The following is a 24,145-nucleotide window of genomic DNA, read 5'->3' on the forward strand; positions in this document are numbered from 1 at the left end:
TGCGTGAGGAGTGTAGGAGGCCGGGGGCCTTTAAAGTGTCGAAAACATGAAAAATCGTCATGGAGACGATCGTCTTAGCGGAGCGGAATGGCGCCGTCACCCGATGGCGCCGAACGCGCGGGGCGAGCCGCCGTCAGGCCACGTCAGGCGGGGTGTGCGGAACCGCCCAGAGGGCGGGCCGGACGGAACGGCGTCCTCGCAGAGCCGCCATTTCCGCCGGACACGCGCCTCCGGGCGGTGTCGATTGTCCGGATCCGGTCACGATTCCGGACAGTGCGAAATAAGTCGCGAACGGTATCAGCCGCGTGCGGGCACGGTGAGAGCGGAGAGGTTCCAGCCCGTGATCCCGACCACCGGGGCCGCGCCTCGCAGGTCCGCGACGCGGTACCGCGCGGTCAGCGTCTGGCTCTGCCCCGGCCAGAGGGTGACGGCGTTGTCGCTCCACTCGATCGGCAGGACCTGGTCGTCACCGCCCAGCGCGCGGCCGCCGGACGTGCCCCGGCGGACGTCGGCGCGGGTGAACACCGCGGGCACCGGCTTGGAACCGACGTTGCGGATGGTCACCGTGGTGGTCGCCTCTCCGCCGTTCCGGCGCGTCGACGCGGAGACCCTGACGTTCGCGGCGGGCAGGCTCTGCAGTCCGGTCAGGTCCGCGTAGCCGCCGGGCTTGAACACCGCGCCGAAGCCCTGGCCGAGCGACTTGGACCAGTCGACCTCGTCCTGCTTCGTGGAGAGCCAGTAGACGTTGCGGCTCACTGTCGCGCCCGGCCGTGTCAGCGTCAGCTCCAGGAAGTACGTACGGGAGATCCCCGCCGGCACCTTCGGCGTCAGCACGGTCCGTACGTCCTGGCTGGACAGCGCGGGCACCGCCTGCCGGGCCGTCGCCCGGACCGTGCCGTTCAGGTCGATGAACCGCGCCGTGGCGGTCAGGCCCGACTGCCGGGCGTTGGTCAGGTTGGCCACCCTGATCGAGCCGTCGGCGTAGTCGTACATGACGTGGACGGGCTCGCCGGCCTTCTTCGCGCCGAAGTACACGCCGGGCTGGTCGAAGTCGTAGTTGTACAGGTTCCAGTGCAGCGACGGCCAGGCCTTGTTCATCATCCAGTAGATGACGCCGGTGCTGGGGTTGACCGGGTCCTTGAAGTGCCCGAGGTAGGCCTCGAACTGCGCCCGCGTGACCTCGTAGCCGCCCATCTGTGCGATCCGCTGGTAGGAGGCCATGTCGGACCAGTGGCCGTAGCGGTTCCACAGCGGGGTGTTGTACTGCCCCATCCGGGCGGTCTTCGTGTAGCTCGTGTACTTCTGGTACACGTGGAAGATGTCCGGGCCCGTCCCCGGACCGTTCGTCGTGCTCAGGTCCCAGATCTTCTTCTGGTCCGCCGCGGTCAGGAACCGGTTCAGCGAGTCCTGGGTCGGCACCGTGTTGCCGGCGCTGGTCTCGGTGTCGTACGCCCAGGCGCTCCCCGCGTTCGTGAAGGTCGGGTCGCCGGGATCGACCGTCTCCGGTCCGTTCGCCCACCAGTAGCCCGGCGGGACGTAGTTGTACGGGCCCTCCTTGTTACCGGACGGGCCGAGCTGCGGCGAGGACTTGTACTCCGCGGCGGCGACCTGCGGCGTCGGCCAGTCGGCCGCCGAGAACGCCTTCAGGTAGATGGCCTCCTTGGCCGCGTCGGGCGCCTCGTCACTGCCCTGGTAGAACACGAAGACGCTCGGATGGTCGCGCAGCCATCGCGCCACGTGCGCCGCCTGGACGCCGGCGTTCTCCTTCAGGGCGTCCGGCCACTTCGACGACGGGTCCTCCCACCGGTCGCAGCACTGCCAGCCGGGCATGGCCAGGATGCCCGCGCGGTCCATCTGGGCGAACATGTCGTCGGGCGGCAGGTTCCCCTCGAAGCGCAGGGTGTTCAGGCCCAGGTTCTTCACGTAGGCGAGCTGGTCGCGGATGTTCTGCGGCGAGTAGCGCATGAACATGTCCGGCGACCATCCGCCGCCCCGGATCACCAGCGGGACGCCGTTGATGACGAACTGCCGCGAGCCGTGCGTGGTGTGGGTGCCCGCCTTGACCGGCGTCAGGTGCGAGGTGACGGTGCGGATGCCGAAGTCCTCGTCCGTGCGGTCGGAGACCCCGCCGCCGGCGTTCGCGGTCGCGGTCAGGTGGTAGAGCGGCTGCCCGCCGAGCTGGTACGGCCACCAGACGGCCGGGTGCCTCAGGTGCAGCGCCCGGTGGTCCGCCGGCGTCAGCGTCACCGTCCGGGTGGACCCGGCGGGGACGGTCGCGTTCGCCGACACGGCGATCCGCGTGCCGCCGTGGGTGATCGTGGCGTCCAGCCGCGCCTTCTGCTCGGTGTTCGTGTCGTTGCGCAGGTCGGCCTTGACCGTGAGGTCCGAGCTGGCGAGGTCGGCGGCGTTGTGCTGGACGACGTGCACGTTGCGCAGCGCGACCGGGCCGGCCTGGGCGAGCTGCGGCGCGAAGCGCAGGCCGGTGTTCTGGTCCGGCGCGGGCGGGTTCCAGTCCAGCGTGCTGTCGGTGAGGTACGTCTTCGGGGCGTTCTTGGCGATGTCGAGCGCGATGGCGTTCTGGCCGTCCCGGACGTACGGGGTGATGTCATATTCGAACCGGCCGTACGCGCCCTGCAGCTGTGACCGGTCGGCGACCTTGATGCCGTTGACCCACAGGTCCGCGGTGCCGAGCACCCCGTTCATGATCAGAACGGTGCGGCCGTCACGCCGCGGGTGGACGGTGAGCTGCTCGCGGTACCACCAGTTCGGGGTGAACTGGTCGGTGGGGACCTTGGCCAGGTTGTCGGAGAAGAAGACGTTCGGGTAGCGCCCGTTCTCCAGCAGGCCCGCCATCAGCGTCTCGGGGCGGCTGATCGGCAGCCAGCCGGTGGTCGCGTAGCCGGGCCGGGAGATCGCCGCGCCCGACCCGCCGGCGACGGCCGAGGACTGGATCTTCCAGCCGGTGTTCAGGTCGGTCGCCGAGGAGGGCGTGGCGGAGGTGGTGACCGAGGCCGTGCCGGGCGGCGGTGTGCCCTGGTCCGCGGGGAGTGTGCCGGCCGCCCGCGCCGCGCCACCGGCGGGGGAGGCCGGGCGGGCGGCCGCCGCGGCCGGGGTGGCGACGGCGAGCAGGGCGCATGCCGCCAGGATGATCGGATGTGACCTCAACCTGGTCACGGCGCCTCCTGAGGATCGTCGGATCGCATCCGGTGGTGTCCCGTGCGTGATCGTTAATCACCTTAACGATTTATTGTTAGGAACATTAACGATGGCCGGAAGTGGACAGCGGCCGTCGCGCGGATCGGTTCCGGGCGCCTCCCGGGGCCGGGCGGCGCGGGTGAACGGCCCTGGCGCGGGAAGAGCGCCCGCCGTCAGGGGCCGCGCCGTCGCGTGCGTCGGATCGGTGGCGGCGGTGACGGCCCCGAGCCGGGACGGCGCCGCCGCGCGTTCCTGCCAGCGTACCCGCGGGGCGCGGACCGCCCGATGCCCGGACCTGCGAGGTCTCCGGCGTGAACGGCCGTGAAAAGGCCTTCCCCGGCTCCGGTCCCCGGGGTTACCTTCGCTCGGATTGGGAGCGCTCCCACGTCATCTCCCACCACCCGCATGGAGCCGTCAATGCGACCTCGACGCGCGATCTCCTTCCTCGTGGCCTTCCTGCTGAGCATCTGCGGGGTCGGCCTCGTCACCGGCACGGGCACCGCGCACGCCGCCGTGGCGTGCGACGTCACCTACGCGAAGAACGACTGGGGGTCGGGCTTCAGCGCCACCATCACCCTCAAGAACCTCGGCGACGCGCTGAGCGGATGGACGCTGACCTATGCCTACGCGGGCGACCAGAAGCTGACCCAGGGCTGGAGCGGCACGTGGTCCCAGAGCGGTAGGAACGTCACGGTCACCAACGCCGGCTGGAACGGCGCGCTGGCGAACGGCGCCACCACCCAGATCGGCGCGAACTTCACCTACACCGGTACGAACACCGACCCGACGTCCTTCTCCATCAACGGCACCGTGTGCAACGGCTCGGGCTCCGGTGGCGGTGGCGGTGGCGGTGGCGGTGGAGGCGGCACGACCGGACCCGCGCCCGCGCTGCACGTCTCCGGCAACAGGCTCGTCACCGCGAGCGGCGCGACCGTACGCCTTCGCGGGGCGAACCGCTCCGGCGGCGAGTTCATGTGCGTCCAGGGCCGCGGGATCTGGGACGGCCCGGTCGACGACGCGTCGATCAACGCCATGGTCGCGTGGAAGATCACGGCGGTCCGCATCCCGCTGAACGAGGAGTGCTGGCTCGGCCTGAGCAACATCGACTCGCGGTACGGCGGGACGGCCTACCAGACCGAGGTCAAGGGATTCGTGTCGCGCCTCGAGGCGCACGGCATCACCCCGATCGTCGAGATGCACTGGAACTACGGCACCTACACCGGTCCCTCGTCCGGCTGCTCGGACGTCCACGCCACCTGCCAGAAGCCGATGCCGGACGCCCAGTACGCGCCGTCGTTCTGGACGGGGGTCGCGAACGCCTTCAAGGGCGACGACGCGGTGGTCTTCGACCTGTTCAACGAGCCGTACCCGGAGCGCGCGACCGGCGGCGAGACCTCCGGCTGGACCTGCTGGCGGGACGGCGGGACCTGCTCCGGCATCCCCTACCAGGTGGCCGGCTTCCAGAGCCTCGTGAACGCCGTACGGGCGACGGGCGCCACCAACGTGATCCTCGTCGGCGGGCTGGCCTACTCCAACGACCTGACGCAATGGCTGCAGTACCGGCCGACCGACCCGAAGAACAACCTCGCGGCGTTCGCGCACATCTACAACTTCAACAGCTGCTCGAGCACGTCCTGCTACGACGGTCAGCTCGCTCCGGTGGCCGCGCAGGTGCCGCTGACGCTGAGCGAGATCGGGGAGAACGACTGCTCGCACGGCTTCGTCGACACGCTGATGAACTGGGCCGACGCGCACGCCGTCGGATACCTGGGGTGGACGTGGAACACCTGGGACTGCAGCAGCGGCCCGTCGCTGATCAGCTCCTACGACGGCACCCCCACCTCCTACGGCGTCGGCCTACGGGACCACCTGGTCGCCACCAACTGACGCGCCGCCGCCACGGAGGCGCCGCCGCCGACTGAGGCGGGCGGGGCCTCGTCGAGACCCGCGCGGGCCGGTGTCCGGCCGACGGAACCGGCCCGCGCGCCGTTCAGCCGGCGAGCGCGGCCGCGACGGTGTCGGCGATCGGGGTGGTCGGACGGCCGATGAGGGCCTTCAGGTCGCCCGGCGTGTCGGCCAGCGCCCCGGTCGCGATGCCGCGGTCGACGTCGACGAGCACGTCGGCGAACGCCTCGGGAACACCGGCCGCGATCAGGGCCGCGCGGTGCTCCTCGGCGGGCAGGTTCCGGTACACGATCTCCTTGCCGGACGCCCGGGAGATCTCGGCGGCGAGGTCGCCGAGACTCCAGGCCACGTCCCCGGCGAGCTCGTAGATCCGGTTCTCGTGGCCCGCCTCCGTCAGCACGGCGACCGCCGCGGCCGCGTAGTCCGCGCGGGTGGCGCTGCCGATCCGCCCGTCACCGGCGCCGCCGATGACGGCGCCGGTCTCGACCGCCTGGGTGATCGCCGGCACGTACATCTCGCTGTACCAGTTGTTGCGCAGGAGCGTGTACGTCAGCCCCGTCTCGCGGATGATCTCCTCGGTCGCCTTGTGCTCGGCGGCCAGGCCGAGGACCGAGGTGTCGGCGTGCGGCGCGCTGGTGTAGACGATGTGCGGGAGACCGGCGCCCTGCGCCGCCTGGACCGCCGCGGCGTGCTGCGGGACGCGCCGCCCGACCTCGCTGCCGGAGATGAGCAGCAGCCTGGTCCCTCCCTCGAACGCGGGGCGCAGCGTCTCGGGACGGTCGTAGTCGGCCTCGCGGACCTGCACGCCGCGCGCGGCGAGGTCGGCGGCCTTCTCCGGGCTGCGCACGGCGGCCACCACCTGGTCCGCGGGCACCTTCTCCAGCAGCCCGTCGATCACCAGACGGCCGAGCTGACCGGTGGCGCCGGTAACGATGATCATAAGAGTCTCCCGCTTCGAAAGAACCTCGGCCGCAGGGCCCGAGGTGAGCATGCCTCGACGGTAGTACTAACTTTTTCACAGTGCAATCTGTGAGTGAGTACCTGGCGTGAGGTCAGTGCGGTGGAGAAGTATGCTGGGCGCCATGGACAGCGGCGCGACTGACGGATCGCCGACCCCCGCCCCCGGCGGCGGAGCGGCCTGCGACGCCTACGGCGACATCGTCTTCGACGTGTTCGCCGGCCGGTGCATCTCCCGCGAGGCGCTCGGGCACGTCACCGGGCGCTGGGGGATCCTCGCGCTGGGCGCGCTGAGCGAGGGGACGTACCGATTCAACGCGCTGCGCCGCCGGGTCGACGGCGTGAGCGAGAAGATGCTCGCCCAGACCCTCCAGGCGCTCGAACGCGACGGCTTCGTGCTCAGGAAGGCCGAGCCGACCATTCCGCCGCGCGTGGAGTACAGCCTCACCCCGCTCGGCCGTGAGGCCGCCGAACGGCTCCTGGGCGTCATCGAGTGGCTGGAGGCCCGCATGCCCGAGGTGATGGCGGCGCAGGCCCGCTACGACGAGGCCAGGTCCACCGGCTGACGGCGGGGGCCCCTCAGCCGTCGCGCGGGCCCGGACGGGTGATCGCGGGCACCAGGCGGTAGTCGCGCTGGAAGACGAGGTTGTGCAGGTCGGCCGCTGCGATGGCGCGCATCGTGCACACCTCCGCGGCGGCCTGCTGGTCGGTGAAGACGTTGAGCGGCCACTCGCCCACCGTCGCGCCGCGCAGGTGCGGATGGTGGAAACCCCGCTCGAAGTGGGCCTCCAGCGTGATCGGGCGGACGCCCGCCGCGCGCTGCTCCGGCCAGGACAGGGTCCAGGACGCGGCCAGGCCGCCGTCCTCGGTCCGGCACAGCCCGGACTCGTCGACGCGGCCCGTCCCCTCCAGCAGGGAACGGTCGATCTCGGCCAGCACCCGCCGGGCGTACGGGGCGAGCAGCACGACCGTGTCGGCGAACCGCTCCTCCTTGTCCGCCCGCGCCTCCACGCCGCCGTGGGTGCCGTCCCGCAGGTCCTCGAAGTGCCGTCGCAGGGCCGGCAGCGTCGGGTTGTCCCCGTACGCGGTCGATGGTTCGCTCATACGTTCATTCTGCGCCGCGACGCCCCGGGCGGGCGTCGCGGCGCAGCCTCGGCGAGGAGGCGGACCCGTCGCGCCGGCGCGCGGTCCGGGCCGGGAGGCGCGCGGTGCGGCTCAGGGGGCGTGGCGCCTGGGCCGGAGGCACGCGCGGTCCGGGCCGGGAGGCGTGCCGTCCGGGTCGGAGGCGCGGGGGCGGGTCAGGAGGCGGCGGCGAGCGTCGCGTTGACCAGGTCGCGGGCCTCCTCCTGGACGCGGGCGAGGTGGTCCGGGCCCTGGAAGGACTCGGCGTAGATCTTGTACACGTCCTCGGTCCCGGACGGCCGGGCGGCGAACCAGGCGTTCTCGGTGCAGACCTTCACGCCGCCCAGCGGCGCCCCGTTGCCGGGCGCCTCGGTGAGCACCGCGGTGATCGGCTCGCCGGCGAGCGTGTCCGCGGTGATCTGCTCGGCCGACAGCTTCTTGAGGACCGCCTTCTCCTCGCGGGACGCGGGCGCGTCGACCCGCGCGTACGCGGGGTCGCCGTACCGGGTGACCAGGTCGGCGTAGTTCTCGCTGGGGGACCGGCCGGTGACCGCGGTGATCTCCGAGGCCAGCAGGGCCAGGAGGATCCCGTCCTTGTCGGTGGTCCACACCGAGCCGTCGCGCCGCAGGAACGAGGCGCCCGCGCTCTCCTCACCCCCGAACCCGAGCGAGCCGTCCAGCAGACCGGGCACGAACCACTTGAACCCGACCGGCACCTCGACGAGGCGGCGGCCGAGCCCGGCCGCGACCCTGTCGATCATGCTGCTGCTGACGAGCGTCTTGCCGACGCCGGCGTCACCGGGCCAGTCGGGCCGGTGGGCGTACAGGTAGGAGATGGCGGCCGCGAGGAAGTGGTTGGGGTTCATCAGGCCGCCGTCCGGCGTGACGATGCCGTGCCGGTCGGCGTCCGCGTCGTTGCCCGTGGACACCGCGAACTCGTCCTTGCGGGCGATCAGCGAGGCCATCGCGTACGGCGAGGAGCAGTCCATCCGGATCTTGCCGTCCCAGTCCAGCGTCATGAACCGCCAGGTCGGGTCGGTGTGCGGATTGACGACCGTGAGGTCGAGCCGGTGGCGGTCGGCGATCTCGCCCCAGTACGCGACGCCGGCGCCCCCGAGCGGGTCCGCGCCGATTCGTACGCCCGCCTCGCGGACGGCGTCCAGGTCGAGGACCGAGGGCAGGTCGTCCACGTACGCGCCGAGGAAGTCGTAGCGGCCGGTGGTGTCCGCGGCGAGCGCGCGGGCGTACGGGATGCGCCTGACCTCTTTGAGATCCTCGGCGATCAGCGCGTTCGCACGGTCCTGGATCCACGACGTGGCGTCGGTGTCGGCCGGGCCGCCGGACGGCGGGTTGTACTTGAAACCGCCGTCGGCCGGCGGGTTGTGCGAGGGCGTCACGACGACGCCGTCCGCGAGGCCGGACTCGCGACCGCGGTTGTAGGTGAGGATGGCGTGCGAGACGGCGGGCGTCGGCGTGTAGCCGTCCCGGCTGTCGATGAGCACCCGTACGCCGTTGGCGGCGAAGACCTCGAGCGCCGACACGCGCGCGGGCTCCGACAGGGCGTGCGTGTCGATGCCCAGGAACAGCGGCCCGTCGACCCCCTGGGCCGCGCGGTACTCACAGATGGCCTGGCTGGTGGCCAGGATGTGCGCCTCGTTGAACGCGGTGTTCGACGCGGATCCGCGATGCCCCGACGTGCCGAAGGCCACCCGCTGCTCGACCCGTGCGGGATCGGGTCGGAACGCGTAGTACGCCGTCACCAGCCGCGCGACGTCCACCAGGTCTTCGGGCTGCGCGGGCCGCCCCGCACGCTCATGCGCCATCGGTCACTCCTTCGGCCCTCGCGGGCCGTCGACGTTCGGTTCTCCAAGTCTGTCCCAGCGCCAGGAAGGTAACCGACGCGGGTCACGGCCGGCGCCCGCGGGCGCCGGCCAGGGCGACGGCGCGGGCCAGGGAGTCGGCGCTCCGGGCCAGCAACGGCCCGGCGACCGCGAGGATCAGGACGTACGCCGCGGCGAGCGGCCCGAGCCGCGGGTTCGTGCCGGCGCCGGCCGCCAGGCCGGCGACGACGATGCTGAACTCCCCGCGGGGGACCAGCGCGGTCCCGGCGCGCAGCCGGCCCGCCGGGCCGACACCCGCCCGGCGGGCCGCCACCCACCCCGTGGCGAGCTTGGTCACCACCCCGGCGATCGCCAGGACGGCCGCGACGCCGGCGACCGGCGGCAGGTCCGCCGGATCGGTGTGCAGTCCGAAGAAGACGAAGAACACCGCCGCGAACAGGTCCCGGAGCGGGCTGAGCAGCTGCCGGGCGTCATGGGCGAGCGGCCCGGACAGCGCGATGCCGACGAGGAACGCCCCGACGGCGGCCGACACCTGCAACTGCTGGGCGAGCCCCGCCACCAGGACGGTGAGTCCGAGGACCTTCAGCAGGAGCACCTCCCGGCTGGGGCTGGCGACGAAGCGCTGCACGACCTCGCCGTGGCGGAGCGCGACGAACAGGATCAGGCCGATGGTGACGGCGGCGGCCAGGAGCGCGACCACGCCGCCGAGCAGACCGGCCCCGGCCAGCAGCGCCGTGAGGATCGGCAGGTACGCGGCCATCGTGAGGTCCTCGAAGACCAGGACCGACAGCACGCTGGGAGTCTCGCGGTTCCCGAGCCGGCCCAGGTCGCCCATCACCTTCGCGGTGATCCCGGAGGAGGTGACGTACGTGATGCCGCCCAGCGCCACCGCCGCGACCGGGCCCCAGTGCAGCAGGAGAGCGGCGGCGACGCCCGGGACGGCGTTCAGCATCAGGTCGGACAGGCCGATCGGCGCGGACGTCCGCATGGTGGTCACGAGTTCGTCGGCCGTGTACTCGAGGCCGAGGGTGAACAGCAGGAGGATCACGCCCACCTCGGCGCCGACCGAGACGAAGTCCTCGCTGGTCGTGAGCGGGAGCACGCCGCCGGATCCGAAGGCGAGTCCCGCCAGGAGGTACAACGGGATCGGCGAGACGGAGAACCGGACCGCGACCGCGCCGAGCAGCCCCAGGCCCAGGATGATCGCGCCGAGTTCGATCAGTTGGGTCGTCGAGTGCACGGGCGGCTACCGCGTGCCGAGCAGCGCGGCGACCGCCGCGGTGCCGTCGGCGGTGCCGACCACGAGGACGATGTCGCCCGCCTCGAACACGAAGTCCGGGCGGGGGCTGGCGACCACACCGCCGCCGCGGACGACGGCCACGATCGACGCGCCCGTGCGGGTCCGCGCACGGGTGTCGCCGAGCGGCCGTCCGTCGTAGGGCGAACCGGCGGTGATCGGGACCTGCCGGCTGACCAGGCCCTCGACGTGACGGTGCAGTTCGGCCAGGCGTTCGACGACGCGGGCGGTGCCGAGGAGTTCGGCGACCGCGCCGGCCTCCTCCGACGTCAGCACGATCGTCGTCGCCGCGGTGTCGGGGTCGTCCCGGTCGAAGACGACCAGGTCGCGCCGGCCGCTGTGGTGGGAGACGATCCCGACGCGGCGGCCGCGGGCCGTCGTGAACACGTGCTGCAGGCCGATTCCGGGGAGGGAGGTGCGTTCGATCTCCACGAGAGTCCTCTCAGGCTCGTCGATCGGAGGCAGGGGGATCACTGGTCGAGGGCGGCGTACACCATCGCCATCACGGTGGCGATGATCAGCACCGCCAGCGCGGGCAGGCCGAGACGCGCGTCGTCGCGGCGGAACATCGAGCCGAGCAGGAGCACACCGCCGAGCACGAAGACGGCGATGGCGAGGAACAGGTAGGTCACGGTCGTCTCTCCACGTCGGAACGCCGATGCGGCACACCGGCGGCCCACGGGACGGCGGCACGCGCACGCCGCCCGCGGACAGGGAACGGTCGGGGAACGGGCGCGCGCCGTCACGCGGCGGGGACGCCCGTCTTCCGGGCGGCGGACGCCCGGGCACACGCGCGCCGGCGACCGACGGCGCGGTTCGCGACCGTGCGGCTACGCCGACGCGTACGGGGAGAGGACCGGAGGCGCCCGGCCGCCCCGCGCCGGCAGGTCACCCGCCGGCGTACGGGAGGAGGCCCGGTGCGGCCCACGCCACCAGACGGGCAGCCCGGCCGCCACGGAGGCGCCCTCCGGGCCCGCCGCCCTCAGCGGCGCCTTGCCGGTCTGCCGGTGCTCGCCGAGCCGGGGCGCGTGCCGGCCGTGCTCGGCGGCGGGACTCACGCCGGCGAAGGGAGCGGTCGCCGCGACCGCGGCGGTCAGGGGACGGGCGTCCGGGGAGGAGGACGAGGCGGCGCCGAGCCCGCCTCCGACACCGAGGAACAGCACCAGTGAGACGAGGATCGCCGGAATCCGCCGGCGCGCCCGCTCACCGGACACCGCACACCCTCCCCACCTGGCCGGAGCCGTCCACCTGACCTCGACCCTACCGGGAATCCGCGGACCCGGCCGTGGACCGGTGCGAGGCTCGGCCGCGGATCACGGCCCGCGGACGTGCGGGCGGACCGGCCCGGGGACCGGCCGCGCGGGGGCGGGGCCCGGACGTGAGCGGCGCACTCCCGGACCGGGCGCCCGCGAGCCCTCCGGGACGAGGCCCGGGGGACGGCCCGGCGAGTGGTGCGGAGGCCGCCTTATCCTGGTCGTTCAGCCGTAACCTCACGGTAGTGTTGCTCAGTGGCCGACGAGCGAGGTACCGGGATGAGCATCCCCACCCCCTTCTCCCACCCGGCACTCATGTACCGCGGTGAGCGGGAGTACCTCGCCGGGACGCTGCCCTTCGTGCGAAGCGGTCTCGACGCCGGTGAGCCGGTCGCGATCGCCGTTCCCGGTGACCGGCTAGCGCTGCTGCGCGCCGGCCTCGGCACGGCGGCCGGGCGGGTGCGGCTCATCGACATGAGCGTGGCCGGACGCAATCCGGGCCGGATCATCCCCGGTGTCCTGCGCCATTTCGCCGACGCGCACCCTGGACGACGGGTGCGGATCATCGGCGAGCCGATCTGGCGTGGCCGCTCGGCGGCCGAGTACCCCGCCTGCGCCCAGCACGAGGCCCTCATCAACCTGGCCTTCGCCGGACGCGCGGTCACGATCCTCTGCCCCTACGACGCGACGGCACTCGATCGGCGGGCGCTGGCGGACGCGGCTCTCACCCACCCGGTCCTCATCGAACGCGGCGTCGAGCGTTTCAGTCCCGACTTCGATCCAGAGAAGGTCATCGAGGTGTACAACGACGTGGGCCCCGAGCCCGTGGACACGGCGGCCCTCGACTTCGACGCCGACGCGCTCGGCGAGGTGCGCCTCTTCGCCACGGCCGAGGCCGCCCGGCGCGGTCTCACCGGCGACCGCCTCCTCGACCTCGAGCTCGCGGTCAACGAGCTGGCCGCCAACTCGATCGTGCACGGCGGTGGCCGCGGCACGCTCCGCGTATGGTCGCTGCCCGGATACGTCGTCTGCGAGGTCAGCGACGAGGGTCGGCTCGCCGATCCGCTGGCCGGACGGCGACCGGTGCCCGCCAACGCCCACGGCGGGCGCGGCCTCCTCCTGGTCAACCAGGTCGCCGACCTCGTCCGGATCGCCCGCTCCGACGACGGCACCCGCGTCCAGGCCCATTTCGCCGTGAACCGCTGATCGCGAAGAGCCGTGACCGGCCGCGAAGGCCGAAGATCCACGACCGATCGGGGAGGGCTGAAGGACCAGGACCGATCGGGGAGGGCTGAAGAGCCACGACCGATGGGGGAGTGCCGCGACCGGCCGTGACGGGCGATCGGGATCGTCTCCCGATCGCCCTTCCGGGAAGGCCTGACCCGGATTCGCCGAGTCCGGCCCGGTAGCCCGTACGGCGACCGAGTCAGACGACCGGCGATGAAAGTGCCATCGCTTTCCGAAACGACCGCATTGCGCGGTCCCCTCAACTGTGCCGGTAACGGACAGTAGCGTCAAGAGCGCAAATAGTAAACAATCGTTCACCGCCCAGGGGCGGAATCACCCCGCGTCACTTCCGCTCGCGGCCGAGCGCCTTGCGCACCACGTCCCGCGTCCGGTCGGCGGCGGAGGCGAACGTACCGATGAGGATGTTCTTGGCGGCGGACTCCACGCCCGGGTGCGGGTGCGTCGGCGCCATCGCCTCGGCCGCCTTGATCGCCGCTGCCAGGCCGCGCAGTTCGGTGCCGCCCATCTGGCGCAGCCGGGTGAACTCCTCGCGCTCCTCGTTCTCCGCGTGCTCGATGACGGACTTGCGGAACTCGGCGAACAGCGGTTCGAAGCCGGCGGCCGAGGTGCCCATCTTCTCCAGGGCCTGCAGGACGCGCTTGCCCTCGTTCTCCTCCTCCAGCCGGGCGTCGATCACCCGGTCGCCGTCGGGGATGACCCGGCGGGCCAAGGGGTGCACGACCTCCTCTTCGGCCGTCTCGTGCACGGCCAGGAAGCGGCAGAGCTTCTCGAACGCCTCCTCGCGGGCGTGGCCCGTGCTCCGGTCGACGTCCTCGAACAGGCGACGGATCTCCTCGTGCTGGCGGATCAGCAGGTCGATCGCGTCTCTCTCCGGCATCGTCTCAGGTCGCTGAGTCATCTCGCGGTACCTTCCCCCCTGTGTTCCCCGTATGTGCCTATTGCGACATTTCCGGTGCCGACCTGGTTAAACGCGGTCCCCGGCCGGACGGCGCGGGGTGAAAGGCGGGAAAGGATCGGCCGCCGAGCCCGGGAGGACCGGCCGGACTTTCTTCGATCATGTAGGTCGGGCGACCCTGGTTTTGATCGACGATCTCTAGCCTGATTCCCGGAGTGGTCACGGACGGTGGCGTCCGTCCACAGGGGCCGTCGTCCGACCTCGGGAGGGGCACAATGCCCGGCACGATCAGGTGGGTCGTCGAGAGCGGGCGGCCGTGCCGCCGTGGCTGACGGCGGCGGGCGCGGCCCTCGCCGCGCTCGTGCTGGCCGACATGCTGAGCGCCGGGCTCGGCCGGTACGCCCTGCGGCGCGGGATCGTCGACCGGCCGGGCGTCCGTAAGGCCCACGACCGGCCGACGCCGTACCTCGGCGGGGTCGCGATCGCCGTCGCCGCGCTGACGGGGGGCGCGGTGTCGATCCCTTACTGGGACCGGCGGGTCACGGTCCTCGTCGTGGCCGGCGTCGTCGTCGCGCTGGTCGGGCTGCTCGACGACCTCAGGCCGACGCATCCGGTGCTCCGGCTGGCCGTCGAGGTCGGCGCGGCCACCGCGGTCGTCCTGGCCGGAGGCCGCATCGGCGTCTTCGGCCACTGGACGGACCCGGTGGCGACGGTGACGTGGGTCGTGGTCCTCGCCAACTCCTTCAACCTGCTGGACAACATGGACGGGGCGGCCGCGGCGGTGGCCGTCCCGGTCGGCTGCCTCATCGCCGGCGCGGCCTACCTCCAGGGCCGGAGCGGCCTGGCGCTGCTGCTGATCACGCTCTCCGCGGCATGCTTGGGATTCCTCGTGCACAACTGGGCGCCCGCGCGGATGTTCATGGGGGACGCGGGCTCGCTGTTCATCGGCTTCATCCTGGCGGCGGCCACCGTACTGGTCCGGGTGCCGGGCGGCGCGGGCGCCAGGCTGGCCGAGCTGCTCCTGTTCACCTTCGTCGCCACCGTGGACACCTGCCTCGTCGTCATCGCGCGCCCGCGCGCCGGACTGTCCTGCTTCACCGCCGGCACCGATCACGCGGCGCACCGGCTGCGCGCGATGGGGCTCACCGTCCCGCAGGTCGCCCTGACCCTGTTCGCCGTCGCGGGCCTGGCCGGGCTCTGCGGCGTGGGAGTCACCGCGGCCCGGCTGCCCGGCGTCCTCACCCTGGCGGCGGCCGGCACCGGGGCCGCGGCGCTGATCCTGTTGCTGATCAAGGTGCCGGTGTACGCGATGGTCCCGGAGGAGACGCCGGGCACCGCGGACGTGCTGCCGATGACGGTTCGTCCGGCTGCCGAGCCCGGCCACGGCGACCTCCCGCTGAGGAGGACGCCGGCGGCGGGCCCGGGCTCGGTCCTGCACATCGACGAGTGGCGGAAATGACGCCGGTCGTCAGTGGGGGTTGCCGGCGAGCAGTTCGCTGAGCAGGTCGTCGAGGCTGACGATGCCGATGAACGGGTTCTCCGGCGTCGCGACGAGGGCGAGCTGCGCGCGGGCGCGGCGCAGCGCGCTGACCGCGGCGAGCACCGTGGTGTCCAGGGAGAGGGTCGGGACCGGGTAGGTCATGTCGCCGGCGGTCCGGCCGTCCGGCCCGGGGGAGAGGGCGTCTCGTACGTGCAGCAGCCCGGAGACGCGGGCACGGCCGTCCCGGACGAGCAACCGGGTGTGCCCGCTCGCCGCGGAGGCCCGCCGGATCTCCTCGGGTGCGGCGTCGGCGGGAACCGTGGTGACCCGCTCGGCGGGCACGACCAGATGGTCGATGCCCTCCTGCCGGGTGGTGATGGCCCGGCCGAGGAGGTCGTGCTCGGCCCGGTCGATCAGCCCCAACCGGCGAGACTCGCCGATCAGATGGGACAGGCGCTGCGGGTCGGCCGGCGGGTCCGCCTCCGCGCCCGGCCGTACGCCGCAGAGCCGGAGCAGGCCGTCGGTCACTCCGCCCAGAACGGCGAGGACCGGGCGTGACAGCCGGGCGAACACCCGGAAGGGGATCGCCAGGGCCAGGGCGGAGCGTTCGGGATGGGCGATGGCCCAGGACTTCGGCGCCATCTCCCCGGCCACCATGTGCAGGAAGGTCACGACGCCCAGCGCCAGGGTGAACGCCACCGGGCGCGCGGCGGACTCCGGAAGGCCGACGGCCGCCAGCGGCGCGTCCAGCAGGACCTCGAAGGCCGGCTCGGTGACGACGCCGAGCCCCAGCGAGCACATCGTGATCCCCAGCTGCGCGCCGGCCAGCATCAGTGACAGCTCGTCGATCCCCGCGACGGCGGCCCGGGCGGCGGCGCCGCCCCGCGCGGCCGCCCGCTCCAGGCGCGGGCGTTTGGCGGCGACGAGGGCGAACTCCGAGGCGACGAAGAAGGCGTTGCCCGCCAGCAGCAGGAGCGTGACCAGGGCGGAGGTCAGCGGGCCCACGAGACCTCCTCCTCCGTCGCCCCGGGGGCGGCGGTGGCGAGCGGGAGGACGCGGAGCCGTACGGTCCGGGCCACACGACGGCGTACGGCGATGACCTCGATCGCGGCGCGTCCCGGCGGGCCGTGCTCGGGATCGAGCTCGACCTCGATCCGGTCGCCCGCGCGCGGCAGGCGGTGCAGCCGCGTCATGACGAGCCCGCTGAGGCTGTCGTACGCGGAGCCGGCGGGCAGCGCGAGCCCCGTCAGGTCCCGGACCTGCGCGATCCGGGTGCCGGCGGCCAGCACCCACACCCCGTCGCCGCGGATGGGATCCGCCGCGGCGGCGTCGTTCTCGTCGGCGATCTCACCGACGAGCTCCTCGGCGATGTCCTCGAAGGTGAGGATCCCGGCCAGGCCGCCGTACTCGTCGACGACGGCGGCGAACTCCTGACCGGCCTCGCGCATCCGCGCCGTGACCGCCTGCAGTTCGAGGGTGTCCGGGACGAGCAGCGCGGGGCGCATCACCGCCTCGACGGTGCGTCCGGCACCCGGCACGCCCGTGCCGGCCGTGCCCGTGCCGGCCGTGCCCGTGCCGGCCGTGCCCGTGCCGGCCGTGCCCGTGCCGGCCGTGCCCGTGCCGGCCGTGCCCGTGCCGGCGCCCGGCGTGCCCGTACCCGGCGCGTCGGCGGCGGTCCGGCGGGGCGGGCCGGGCGGGCCGGCGACGTCGAGCGCGGCCAGTTCCCGCACTCCGACGACGCCGATGACGTCGTCGATGTCCCGCCCCCACACCGGATAGTCGGTGTGGCCGGCGCGGGCGACCAGGTCGGTCAGCTCGGTCACGGTCGTGGACCGGGGAACGGCGACGACGTCGGGACGCGGCACCATGACCTCGGCCGCCGTACGGTCCCGGAAGGTCAGCGCGCGCTGGAGCAGGTCGGACAGGTCCGGCGGGAGATGGCCCGCGCGGCGGGACTCGCCGATGATGTCGCCGAGCTCCTCCAGCGTCGCGCCGTGGTGCAGCTCCTCCACGGGCTCGACCCCGAACAGCCGCACCAGCCGGGCGGCCGCCGTGTCGAAGAGTCTGATCACCGGGCCCGCCGCCGTCAGGTAGGCCAGGGTCGAGGCGGCGAGCGCCTTGGCGACCGGCTCGGCGCGGGCCAGCGACAGGTTCTTGGGCAGCAGTTCGCCGAGCACCATCTGGACCGCGGTCGCCAGGAGGAACCCGGCGACGACCGCGGCGCCGCCGGCCGCACCCGCGGACAGGCCCGCGTGCCGCAGCAGCGGAGCGATCAGCCGGGACGTGGCGGGCTCGGCGATGAAGCCGACGACCAGCGCGGTCACCGTGATCCCGAGCTGCGCCCCGGACAGCATGAACGACAGCCGGTTCGTCACGGCCAGGGCCCGCCGGGCCCCGGCGTCGCCGCGCTCGGCCTGCGCGCCGAGCGTCGCGCGGTCGACGGCGACGAAGGCGAACTCCTGGGCGACGAAGTACCCGGTCGCGGCCGTCAACGCCAGGATGGCGGCGATTCCGGCGAGGGCGCTCACCACGGCGGTGCCCCCGCCGCCCCAGGACTGGAAGGGTCCGGCGCCGCGGACACCCACATCCCCCCTCTTGTCGGTCGTACAGCCGGAACGACCGGACTCCGCCCCGGTGTTCCCGGACGGATCGCCGGACGTCCCGGGCGGCCGGCGGAGGCCCTGCCCGGGATCGGCCGTCCTACCCCTCTTCCGAGAACGCGTTCCTCGTGGCATCGTCCTGTCCAAGGGAGAAAACGCCCTGTTTCGGGGGGTTCCGAGTTGCTCGGACCCGAGGGTGCGAGCCGCTTGGACTCGGTACCAACACGCCCGTGTAACGAGCCGGAAACGTGTTGGACATCTGCTTGACACGACTTCTCGCGTGGTGGCAATTTGAACGATCAAATCGCCCCGGTCACCAGGAATTTCGCGAAACGCGAGGGAAAGAATGAGCGGTCGAGACGCCAACGGAGTGACGATCTCCGATGTCGCCGCGGCCGCCGGAGTCTCCCGCCAGACCGTGTCGAACGTGCTGAACCGCCCGGCGCGCGTGGCGCCGGAGACCGCCGAGCGCGTACGGCAGGCGATCGACGAGCTCGGCTACCGGCCGAACCGCGCGGCGCAGAACCTCCGCGAACGTGCCAGCCGGTGCATCGGCCTGAAGATCCCCGCGCCGATCGGCGTGAGCAACTTCCTCGACCGTTTCCTTTACTCGCTGACGGTGGCGGCCGGGTCGGCCGGTTACCACCTGCTGCTGTTCGCCCCGACGGCCGTGGACGAGGAGCTCGCGACCTACGAGGACCTGATCCGCACCGGCACGGTCGACGGCTTCGTGGTGGCCGACGTGTCGGCGCGGGACCGGCGGCTGCCGTGGTTCGCCGAGCGCCGCATCCCCTTCGTCTGCTTCGGCCGGCCCTGGGGGCAGGAGGACGGGCCGTACACCTGGGTGGACGTCGACGGGGCGCACGGCATCGCGCAGGGCGTCGACCACCTGATCGGCCGCGGGCATCGGCGCATCGCCTACCTCGGCTGGCCCGAGGGCACCGGGTTCGGCGACGAGCGGCGGAGGGGCTGGCAGCGGGCCATGAGCCGGCACGGCCTGGACACCGACGGGCTGATCGGCGTGTGCGCCGAGGGCGTCGCCGTCGCCGCCGAGGCGGCCGAGCGGCTGCTGGCGCGGCCCGAGCCGCCGACCGCCTTCGTCTGCGGCAGTGACACGCACGCCGTCGGGGCCAGGCTCGCCGGCGGCCTCGACGCGCAGGGCCGCCCGCGCGTCGAGGTGGTCGGCTTCGACGACTCGCCGGCGGCGACCTTGATCTCGCCTCGGATGTCGAGCATCCGGCAACCGCTCGACGAAGTGGCGCGCCGTGTCGTCAGCCTGCTGACGACACGTGTTCAGGGCAGTGATTCCCCGCCCGAGGGGGTGATGTTGCGCCCAGAGCTCGTGGCACGGGAGTGACGAGGGCCGGGGGTCTCCGGCAGCAGTACCGAAGAAATCCTCAGGATGGAGTGAAGGTGGCATCCGTTTCGAGAATGACCCGCTTCGCGGTCATCGCGGCGAGCGTCGCCGTGGTCGCCGCTGCCTGTGGCGGTAGCAAGAGCGACGACAAGAAGGACGCGTCCGGCGGCAGCGGCGGTGCGCTGACCGGCCGGGGGCCGATCACGCTGGCGACCGGCAAGGACACGTCGGGCAACCTGCAGAACCTGGTCAACACCTGGAACCAGCAGCACCCGAAGGAGCAGGCCCGGATCATCGAGCTGCCCGAGGACGCGGACGCGCAGCGGCAGCAGATGGTGCAGAACGCCCAGACCAAGTCCAACGCGTACAGCGTCCTGAACCTGGACGTGGTGAACACGGCGGAGTTCGCCGCGAACCGGTGGATCGCGCAGCTGCCGAAGGACCAGTTCGACCTGTCGAAGTTCCTGCCCGCGGCGGTTAAGACCGGTGAGTACCGGAACAACCTGTACGCCGCCCCCTGGAAGACCGACTCCGGTCTGCTGTACTACCGCAAGGACCAGCTGGACAAGGCGGGCATCAAGGAGCCGCCGAAGACCTGGGCGGAGATGCAGCAGGACTGCAGCAAGATCAAGGGCTTCAACTGCTACGCCGGCCAGTTCGAGAAGTACGAGGGCCTCACGGTCAACTTCTCCGAGGCCGTCAACAGCGCCGGCGGCCAGGTCGTCGACGACTCGGGCAAGCCGAACGTCAACACCCCGCAGGCCAAGCAGGGCCTGGACTTCCTCGTCAACGGCTTCAAGAGCGGGATGATCCCCAAGGAGGCCATCAGCTTCAAGGAGGAGGAGTCCCGGCGCGCGTTCGAGAAGGGCAACCTCCTCTTCTACCGGCAGTGGCCGTACGCGTACGCCCTGTCGAACAAGAAGGGTGACTCCAAGGTCGTCGACAAGTTCGCCGTCGCCCCGCTGCCGGGTCTGAACGGCCCGGGCGCGCCGACCCTCGGCGGTCACAACCTGGCCATCTCCCAGTTCGCCCCGAACAAGGCCACGGCGCTGGACTTCATCAAGTACCTGACCAGCGAGCAGACCGAGCGCGCCAACCTCATCGCGTCCTCGGAGGCGCCGACCCTGGCCTCGCTGTACGACGACCCCGAGTTGCAGAAGAAGTTCCCCTACCTGCCGACGCTCAAGGCGTCTCTCCTCAACGCCAAGCCCCGGCCGCAGGTCGTGCGCTACAACGACGTGACGACCGCGATCGAGGAGGCCGCCTACTCGGCCCTCACCGGCAAGTCGACCACCGACCAGGCGCTGGCCGACCTGCAGAACAAGCTCGGACAGCTCATCACGCCGTAGCCGCGTTCCCGTGGCGGGACGCCCCCCGCGTCCCGCCACGGGCCCCGAGGAGGGCTCAATGACTACTACGACCGCCGAACCGGGAACCGTGGCCCCGGTAAAGCAGAAAAAGAAGAGCGACGTCCAGGGCTCGGGTCGCCTGGCCGCCATCCTGCTCTCGCCGACCTTCCTGGTCCTCGCCCTGGTGGTCGGCTACCCGCTCATCGACGCGCTCCGTGAGTCGCTGTACCAGAAGAACCAGGGGCTGGACGCCAACGGGTTCGTCGTCAGCGGAGACAAGTTCGTCGGCCTGAAGAACTACACCGACATCCTCACCGGCGCCAACTCCCACGCGTTCTGGAACGCGTTCTACAACACCACCTTCTTCACCGTCGTCGGCGTCATCATCGAGACGATCCTCGGTGTGGCGATGGCGCTGATCATGCACCAGGCCTTCCGCGGCCGGGGCTTCGTCCGGGCGAGCATCCTGGTGCCCTGGGCGATCCCGACGGCGGTGTCCGCGCTGCTGTGGCGCTGGGTGTTCCAGGCCGACGGCGTGGCCAACGCGATCATCGGTCACCAGATCCTCTGGACCACCGAGGGCTTCCACGCGAAGGTCGCCGTGCTCATCGCCGACACGTGGAAGACGGCGCCGTTCGTCGGCCTGCTCGTCCTCGCCGGCCTTCAGCTGATCCCCGCCGAGGTCTACGAGGCCGCCAAGGTGGACGGGGCCGGCACGTGGTACACGTTCCGCAAGATCACCCTGCCGCTGATCAAGCCGGTGCTGCTCGTCGCCGTGCTGTTCCGGCTGCTCGACGTGCTGCGGTTCTTCGACCTGCCGTTCGTGCTGATCGGCGCGCACAAGGACTCGGTCAACACCCTGTCCATGCTCGCCTACGACGAGGCGAACAACCTGCGGTACGGCCCCGCGGCCGCCTACGCGACGATCCTGTTCGTCTACGTCGCGCTCGTCGCGTACGCCTTCGTCAAGCTGCTCGGCGCCGACATCATCGGCGACGCGCGGGCGCGTAAGAAGTCCACGCCCTCCAAGCGCGCCAAGAAGGGCTCGCGCACCATCCGGGAGGCAACGGCATGACCGCCATTTCCACCGCGAAGTCCGGTCCCCCGAGGCGCCGGAGCTTCAGCGCGGGCAGGGCGCTCTCGTATCTGGGCATGATCGTGGTGGCGCTCTACTGTCTGGCGCCGTTCTACTGGATGGTCGTCTCGGCCTTCCGGCGCCCGGAGGACCAGTTCGACAACTCGCCGATCCCCTCGCCCATCTCGATCAAGAACTTCACGGCGGTGTTCAAGCACGACGTGGGGTTCCAGCGGGCGCTGCTGAACAGCGTCATCGTGGCGGGCGTGACGACGGCGCTGACGCTGGTCGTCGGCACCTTCACGGCGTACGCGCTGGCACGGCTGGACTTCCGGTTCAAGAACATGGTGCTCGGCATCATCGTGGCGACCTCGATGTTCCCGACGATCTCCCTGATCGTTCCCCTGCTGCACCTGTTCACGAACATCAAGTGGATCAACTCCTACCAGTCGATGATCATCCCGAACCTCTCGTTCGTGCTGCCGCTGGCGGTCTGGAACCTCAACGCGTTCTTCCGGCAGATGCCGTTCGAGCTGGAGTACGCGGCGATGGTCGACGGGTGCACCCGCGGCCAGGCCTTCCGGAAGATCATCGTGCCGCTCGCGGCACCGGGCGTCTTCACCACCGCGATCATCGCGTTCATCGCCGCGTGGAACGAGTTCATGATCGCACTGAGCATGGTGAACAAGAAGGAGATGCAGACGGCCACCGTGTCGATCTCCAAGTTCACCGGGGCGTACGGTTTCGACCAGCCGTTCGGCACGCAGATGGCGGCCGGCGTCCTCGTCACCGTGCCGCTCGTCATCGTCGTGCTGATCCTCCAGCGCCGCATCATCGCCGGTCTCACCGCCGGTGGCGTGAAGTAGGTTCGCGCGACAACGTCCCCGACCCCCCTGAAGGGAAACCGTGCACGTCAACGCCCCCTGGTGGCGCAGCGCCGTCATCTACCAGATCTACATTCGCAGCTTCGCCGACGCGAACGGTGACGGGATCGGTGACATCGCCGGAATCCGGTCCCGGCTGCCGTACCTGCGCGACCTCGGCGTCGACGCCGTCTGGATCACGCCGTGGTACCCCTCGCCGATGGCCGACGGGGGCTACGACGTGGCGGACTACACCGATATCGATCCGATGTTCGGCACCCTGGCCGACGCGGACGCCCTGATCCGTGACGCACACGACCACGGCATCCGGGTGATCATCGACATCGTTCCCAACCACACCTCCGACCGGCACACGTGGTTCCAGGCCGCGCTCGCGGCCGGCCCCGGCAGCCCCGAACGCGACCGGTACGTCTTCCGGTCCGGGCGCGGGGCCGACGGCGAGCTGCCGCCGAACGACTGGCGCAGCACGTTCGGCGGCAGCGCCTGGACCCGCCTGCCGGACGGAGAGTGGTACCTCCACCTGTTCGCCCCCGAGCAGCCGGACCTGAACTGGGAGAACCCCGAGGTCCGCGCCGAGTTCGAACGGGTGCTGGCGTTCTGGTTCGACCGCGGCGTCGACGGCTTCCGCATCGACGTCGCGCACGGCCTGATCAAGCAGGACGGGCTGCCGGACCTCGGCGGCGAGGCCGAGGACGTCCTGGAGCCGAGCATGCGGCTCGACCACCCGCACTGGGACCGCGACGGGGTCCACGAGATCTACCGCGGCTGGCGGCGGGTGGCCGACCGCTACGACGGCGACCGTACGTTCGTCGCCGAGGCGTGGGTGGCGACGCCGGAGCGGCTGGCGCGGTACCTGCGCTCCGACGAGCTGCACACCGCGTTCAACTTCGACTACCTGCGGGCCTCCTGGGACGCTTCGAGCCTGCGCGAGGTGATCGACGCGAGCCTGGGAGCGTTCGCCCTGGAGCACGCCCCGGCCACGTGGGTCCTGTCCAACCATGACGTGGTCCGCCACGTCACGCGGTACGGCCGGGCCCACACCGGCGGCCGCGGCCCGCAGAGCGACGTCGAGGAGCCCGTCGACCTGGAGCTCGGCACCCGCCGGGCCCGGGCGGCGGCGCTGCTCATGCTGGCCCTGCCCGGCGGCGCGTACGTCTACCAGGGCGAGGAGCTCGGCCTCCCGGAGGTCGAGGACCTGCCCGAGTCCGCGCTGCAGGACCCGGTTTGGGAACGTTCCGGCCACACGTCGCGTGGGCGGGACGGCTGCCGGGTGCCGATTCCGTGGTCCGGGGACGCCGAGCCGTACGGATTCGGCCCGGACGGCAGCACCCCCTGGCTGCCGCAGCCGGAGTCCTGGAAGGGCTACACGGCCGAGGCGGAGGCCGCGGACCCGGCGTCCACGCTCGAGCTGTACCGTGCCGCGCTGCGGCTCCGGCGGGAGCACGCCGCCCTGGGCGACGGCGACCTGACCTGGGACGACGGCGCTCCCGACGGGGTGCTGCGGTTCACCCGCGCGCCGGGCTTCGCCTGCGTCGTGAACCTGTCCGGGACGCCGCAGGAGCTGCCCACCGACGCCGAGGTGCTGCTGGCCAGCGGCCCGCTCGACGGAGGGCTGCTGCCCACGGACACCGCCGCCTGGCTCGCGGTCTCCGACTGATGAGCGTGCGCCGATGCCGGGGCGCCGCCG

20 protein-coding genes are annotated in these 24,145 nt (G+C 71.9%); 9 read left to right on the forward strand and 11 right to left on the reverse strand.

Features of this window, described 5'->3' with window-relative positions; translation table 11 throughout:
- Positions 1-297: 297 nt before the first annotated feature.
- A complete protein-coding gene (locus tag NDW01_RS15220; protein ID WP_252821000.1) occupies positions 298-3,174 on the reverse strand; it encodes a glycoside hydrolase family 2 protein in 2,877 nt (958 codons plus the stop codon).
- A 438-nt stretch (positions 3,175-3,612) separates the two neighbouring features.
- On the opposite strand from NDW01_RS15220, the gene NDW01_RS15225 reads away from it, so the two are divergent.
- Entirely contained in the window at positions 3,613-5,082 is a 1,470-nt protein-coding gene (locus tag NDW01_RS15225) for a cellulose binding domain-containing protein (RefSeq protein ID WP_252821002.1), read from the forward strand.
- A gap of 103 nt (positions 5,083-5,185) precedes the next feature.
- Here the strand turns inward: NDW01_RS15225 and NDW01_RS15230 are convergent, their stop codons facing one another.
- A complete protein-coding gene (locus NDW01_RS15230) occupies positions 5,186-6,040 on the reverse strand; it encodes an SDR family oxidoreductase (RefSeq protein WP_252821004.1) in 855 nt (284 codons plus the stop codon).
- Positions 6,041-6,182: 142 nt separating this feature from the next.
- On the opposite strand from NDW01_RS15230, the gene NDW01_RS15235 reads away from it, so the two are divergent.
- Positions 6,183-6,623 (forward strand): winged helix-turn-helix transcriptional regulator, encoded by a 441-nt coding sequence (locus NDW01_RS15235; protein ID WP_252821006.1) that lies wholly within the window; start codon positions 6,183-6,185, stop codon positions 6,621-6,623.
- A 13-nt stretch (positions 6,624-6,636) separates the two neighbouring features.
- Here the strand turns inward: NDW01_RS15235 and NDW01_RS15240 are convergent, their stop codons facing one another.
- From NDW01_RS15240 to NDW01_RS15265, 6 genes are all read right to left on the reverse strand, one after another.
- Entirely contained in the window at positions 6,637-7,161 is a 525-nt protein-coding gene (locus NDW01_RS15240) for a hypothetical protein (RefSeq protein WP_252821008.1), read from the reverse strand.
- Positions 7,162-7,355: 194 nt separating this feature from the next.
- Positions 7,356-9,002 (reverse strand): phosphoglucomutase (alpha-D-glucose-1,6-bisphosphate-dependent), encoded by a 1,647-nt coding sequence (pgm, locus tag NDW01_RS15245; protein ID WP_252821010.1) that lies wholly within the window; start codon positions 9,000-9,002, stop codon positions 7,356-7,358.
- An 82-nt stretch (positions 9,003-9,084) separates the two neighbouring features.
- On the reverse strand, positions 9,085-10,260 hold the full coding sequence (locus NDW01_RS15250; RefSeq protein ID WP_252821011.1) for a cation:proton antiporter: 1,176 nt from the start codon (positions 10,258-10,260) through the stop codon (positions 9,085-9,087).
- A gap of 6 nt (positions 10,261-10,266) precedes the next feature.
- The gene (locus NDW01_RS15255) at positions 10,267-10,749 is read right to left on the reverse strand and encodes a cation:proton antiporter regulatory subunit (RefSeq protein WP_252821013.1); all 483 of its coding nucleotides are present in this window, start codon (positions 10,747-10,749) and stop codon (positions 10,267-10,269) included.
- Between the two features lie 38 nt (positions 10,750-10,787).
- Positions 10,788-10,949, reverse strand: a complete 162-nt coding sequence (locus NDW01_RS15260) for a hypothetical protein (RefSeq protein WP_252784756.1) — start codon at positions 10,947-10,949, stop codon at positions 10,788-10,790.
- Positions 10,950-11,147: 198 nt separating this feature from the next.
- On the reverse strand, positions 11,148-11,531 hold the full coding sequence (locus tag NDW01_RS15265) for a hypothetical protein (protein WP_252821015.1): 384 nt from the start codon (positions 11,529-11,531) through the stop codon (positions 11,148-11,150).
- A 318-nt stretch (positions 11,532-11,849) separates the two neighbouring features.
- On the opposite strand from NDW01_RS15265, the gene NDW01_RS15270 reads away from it, so the two are divergent.
- A complete protein-coding gene (locus NDW01_RS15270; RefSeq protein WP_252821017.1) occupies positions 11,850-12,776 on the forward strand; it encodes a sensor histidine kinase in 927 nt (308 codons plus the stop codon).
- Between the two features lie 364 nt (positions 12,777-13,140).
- On the opposite strand, the gene NDW01_RS15275 is transcribed toward NDW01_RS15270, so the two are convergent.
- Positions 13,141-13,716, reverse strand: a complete 576-nt coding sequence (locus NDW01_RS15275) for a hemerythrin domain-containing protein (protein WP_252784759.1) — start codon at positions 13,714-13,716, stop codon at positions 13,141-13,143.
- Positions 13,717-14,005: 289 nt separating this feature from the next.
- On the opposite strand from NDW01_RS15275, the gene NDW01_RS15280 reads away from it, so the two are divergent.
- Complete coding sequence (locus tag NDW01_RS15280; RefSeq protein WP_252821019.1) at positions 14,006-15,172, forward strand: glycosyltransferase family 4 protein; 1,167 nt, start codon at positions 14,006-14,008, stop codon at positions 15,170-15,172.
- Between the two features lie 9 nt (positions 15,173-15,181).
- Here NDW01_RS15280 and NDW01_RS15285 read toward each other — a convergent pair whose 3' ends face one another.
- Complete coding sequence (locus NDW01_RS15285; RefSeq protein WP_252821021.1) at positions 15,182-16,198, reverse strand: CNNM domain-containing protein; 1,017 nt, start codon at positions 16,196-16,198, stop codon at positions 15,182-15,184.
- Positions 16,186-17,721, reverse strand: a complete 1,536-nt coding sequence (locus NDW01_RS15290) for a hemolysin family protein (protein ID WP_454923417.1) — start codon at positions 17,719-17,721, stop codon at positions 16,186-16,188. The genes NDW01_RS15285 and NDW01_RS15290 overlap by 13 nt, the downstream gene beginning before the upstream one ends.
- Positions 17,722-18,139: 418 nt before the next feature.
- On the opposite strand from NDW01_RS15290, the gene NDW01_RS15295 reads away from it, so the two are divergent.
- The 5 genes from NDW01_RS15295 to NDW01_RS15315 all read left to right on the forward strand — a co-directional run bounded on the left by NDW01_RS15295 (position 18,140) and on the right by NDW01_RS15315 (position 24,115).
- Positions 18,140-19,150, forward strand: a complete 1,011-nt coding sequence (locus NDW01_RS15295) for a LacI family DNA-binding transcriptional regulator (protein ID WP_252784762.1) — start codon at positions 18,140-18,142, stop codon at positions 19,148-19,150.
- A 74-nt stretch (positions 19,151-19,224) separates the two neighbouring features.
- Positions 19,225-20,499, forward strand: coding sequence for an ABC transporter substrate-binding protein (locus NDW01_RS15300; RefSeq protein WP_252821025.1), 1,275 nt, complete (start codon positions 19,225-19,227; stop codon positions 20,497-20,499).
- Positions 20,500-20,557: 58 nt separating this feature from the next.
- Positions 20,558-21,574 carry a carbohydrate ABC transporter permease gene (locus tag NDW01_RS15305; RefSeq protein WP_252821027.1) on the forward strand — a complete coding sequence of 339 codons (1,017 nt, stop codon included), beginning with the start codon at positions 20,558-20,560 and terminating at the stop codon, positions 21,572-21,574.
- Positions 21,571-22,440 (forward strand): carbohydrate ABC transporter permease, encoded by an 870-nt coding sequence (locus tag NDW01_RS15310; protein ID WP_252821029.1) that lies wholly within the window; start codon positions 21,571-21,573, stop codon positions 22,438-22,440. The genes NDW01_RS15305 and NDW01_RS15310 overlap by 4 nt, the downstream gene beginning before the upstream one ends.
- Positions 22,441-22,480: 40 nt before the next feature.
- The gene (locus tag NDW01_RS15315; RefSeq protein ID WP_252821032.1) at positions 22,481-24,115 is read left to right on the forward strand and encodes a glycoside hydrolase family 13 protein; all 1,635 of its coding nucleotides are present in this window, start codon (positions 22,481-22,483) and stop codon (positions 24,113-24,115) included.
- Positions 24,116-24,145 lie beyond the last annotated feature (30 nt).

It is taken from the genome of Actinoallomurus soli (assembly GCF_024055715.1).
In the GTDB taxonomy this organism is placed as follows: domain Bacteria; phylum Actinomycetota; class Actinomycetes; order Streptosporangiales; family Streptosporangiaceae; genus Actinoallomurus; species Actinoallomurus soli.

What these genes read in the sequence shown, in the direction of transcription:
- NDW01_RS15225 (WP_252821002.1), top strand. Translation starts at nt 3,613, where the DNA reads ATGCGACCTCGACGCGCGATCTCCTTCCTCGTGGCCTTCCTGCTGAGC.
- NDW01_RS15275 (WP_252784759.1), bottom strand. Translation starts at nt 13,716, where the DNA reads ATGACTCAGCGACCTGAGACGATGCCGGAGAGAGACGCGATCGACCTG.
- NDW01_RS15235 (WP_252821006.1), top strand. Translation starts at nt 6,183, where the DNA reads ATGGACAGCGGCGCGACTGACGGATCGCCGACCCCCGCCCCCGGCGGC.
- NDW01_RS15230 (WP_252821004.1), bottom strand. Translation starts at nt 6,040, where the DNA reads ATGATCATCGTTACCGGCGCCACCGGTCAGCTCGGCCGTCTGGTGATC.
- NDW01_RS15310 (WP_252821029.1), top strand. Translation starts at nt 21,571, where the DNA reads ATGACCGCCATTTCCACCGCGAAGTCCGGTCCCCCGAGGCGCCGGAGC.
- NDW01_RS15270 (WP_252821017.1), top strand. Translation starts at nt 11,850, where the DNA reads ATGAGCATCCCCACCCCCTTCTCCCACCCGGCACTCATGTACCGCGGT.
- pgm (WP_252821010.1), bottom strand. Translation starts at nt 9,002, where the DNA reads ATGGCGCATGAGCGTGCGGGGCGGCCCGCGCAGCCCGAAGACCTGGTG.
- NDW01_RS15305 (WP_252821027.1), top strand. Translation starts at nt 20,558, where the DNA reads ATGACTACTACGACCGCCGAACCGGGAACCGTGGCCCCGGTAAAGCAG.
- NDW01_RS15300 (WP_252821025.1), top strand. Translation starts at nt 19,225, where the DNA reads ATGACCCGCTTCGCGGTCATCGCGGCGAGCGTCGCCGTGGTCGCCGCT.
- NDW01_RS15240 (WP_252821008.1), bottom strand. Translation starts at nt 7,161, where the DNA reads ATGAGCGAACCATCGACCGCGTACGGGGACAACCCGACGCTGCCGGCC.
- NDW01_RS15295 (WP_252784762.1), top strand. Translation starts at nt 18,140, where the DNA reads ATGAGCGGTCGAGACGCCAACGGAGTGACGATCTCCGATGTCGCCGCG.